The 1,798-nt window shown below is 57.5% G+C and carries 1 protein-coding gene; it reads right to left on the bottom strand.

Translation table 11 applies throughout. The features are described 5' to 3' along the window. Positions 1-31: 31 nt before the first annotated feature. Positions 32-1,462 (bottom strand): thioredoxin-disulfide reductase, encoded by a 1,431-nt coding sequence (gene trxB, locus NW856_RS13025; RefSeq protein WP_414400608.1) that lies wholly within the window; start codon positions 1,460-1,462, stop codon positions 32-34. Positions 1,463-1,798 lie beyond the last annotated feature (336 nt).

Raw genomic sequence — 1,798 nt, 5'->3', positions numbered from 1 at the left:
GAGGGGCCAGAGGTTGGAGAGGACAACATCCTTAGGGGGATTTTTCCTCACACAAATTGGCCTGGATCACCTCTCGATATTGGGACTTGGGCTTAACGCCCACCAACTGGGCCACCAGCGTCTTGTTTTTGAAAAATTGCACCGTCGGGGTGCCCGCCACCCCCCCTGCCTCTGCAATCTCCGGATCTTTCTCAATATCGATCTCCACCACGTGCAGCTTGTCTGAGAACTCATCGATGATCTTGTTCAAGATCGGCTTGAGGGCATGGCAAGGGGTACAGGTGGGAGCCGTGTACTTGACCATCAGCAGGCGATCGCTTTCGTGGTAGAGTCGCCGCAGGGCATAGCTCCCCTCATGGCAAGTCTTGCTGAAGTCTAAGTCATCCTGTCCATTCTCCTCAAAGCTGGCCTCCTCAACAGCAGGATCCCCAGCAGACTCTGCCTCAGAAGCAGCAGCAGGGCTGGGTTCAGGAGGACTCTGGGCAAGGACATGGTACTCTTGGGCCAAGCCGTGTTCGGAGAGCCAACGCTCCGCCAACATCGCTGCCATACAGCCGGTACCGGCGGCGGTAATCGCCTGACGAAACTCGTGATCCTGCACGTCGCCGGCGGCAAACACCCCCTCCACACTGGTGGCCACGGATCCCGGGCGGGTGACGATGTAGCCGACTTCATCCAGTTCCAGTTGTCCTTTGAACAAGTCGGTGTTGGGCTTGTGGCCAATGGCATAAAATAGGCCACCCACTGACATCTCGCGTATTTCGCCGGTTTGGTTGTTCCGCACTTTCACCCCGGTCAGGCGCAGGCCGTCGCCCATCACTTCCACCGCCTCGGTGTTCCAGTGCACAGTGATCTTGGGGTTGTTGAGAACACGATCCTGCATGGCCTTGCTGGCCCGCATTTTGTCACTCCGCACCAGCATATGCACGTGGGATCCAAACTTGGTCAGGTAGGTGGCTTCCTCACAAGCAGTATCGCCGCCGCCAATGACCACCAGTTCCACCCCTCTGAACATGGGCATAGCCCCATCGCAGACAGCACAAGCTGACATGCCCCGGTTCCAGTAGGTCTCCTCCCCCGGCAGGTGTAGGCGCTTGGCTGTGGCCCCGGTGGCGATGATCAGGCTGTGGGTGCGCAATTCCCGCTCGTCAGAACGGACGACAAAGGGCCGCTGGCTTAAATCGACGAAGGTGACATCTTCAGTGTAGAGTTCCGCCCCCCACCGCTGCGCTTGGGCTCGCATGTTCTTCATCAGTTGGGGGCCGGTGATGCCTTCGGGAAAGCCCGGAAAGTTTTCCACCTCGGTGGTGGTCATCAGTTGCCCGCCAGGGATCCCGCCCGCCTGGAACCCCTCGAACACGACCGGCTTCAGGTTGGCACGCCCAGCGTAAATGGCTGCTGTAAACCCGGCAGGGCCGGAGCCGATGATCACCACATTCTCAACCCGACTTTGCTCTGTCATCCGATGTCTCTCCTTCTGCAATGGGAATAAAAGCCAAACTCATAACGACTACGCTTTAGCTTAACACCCCTTGGCGAACCGGTCGAGGCCGAGGCCTATTAGCCTCATTTTCGCTCGCCTCAGGCCATTGGGGCCTTTTTTGCCCATCCCATAGGGTTATCTCTGCCCAGAGGTTGGCCAAGTGGCGGCCATTGCCCAAGTTTTGGATCCCCAACACCCAATCCCGGTTGACCCAAGCCAGAAGGAAAAGAGGTGTCTGAGATGGCCAGCAATTTGGTCTTGGTCAGAAAGCGGAGCTCAAATGAATTTTGTATCAGAAACTACAAAATACCCGTG

This window comes from Synechococcus sp. R3-13, from assembly GCF_047462195.1.
In the GTDB taxonomy this organism is placed as follows: Bacteria; Cyanobacteriota; Cyanobacteriia; order Thermostichales; family Thermostichaceae; genus Thermostichus.
The sequence above is the reverse complement of the archived record's forward strand: the minus strand, read 5'-3'. Positions and strand labels throughout refer to the sequence as shown.

Coding starts and splice junctions, on each gene's coding strand:
- trxB (WP_414400608.1), bottom strand. CDS start 1,462: ATGACAGAGCAAAGTCGGGTTGAGAATGTGGTGATCATCGGCTCCGGC.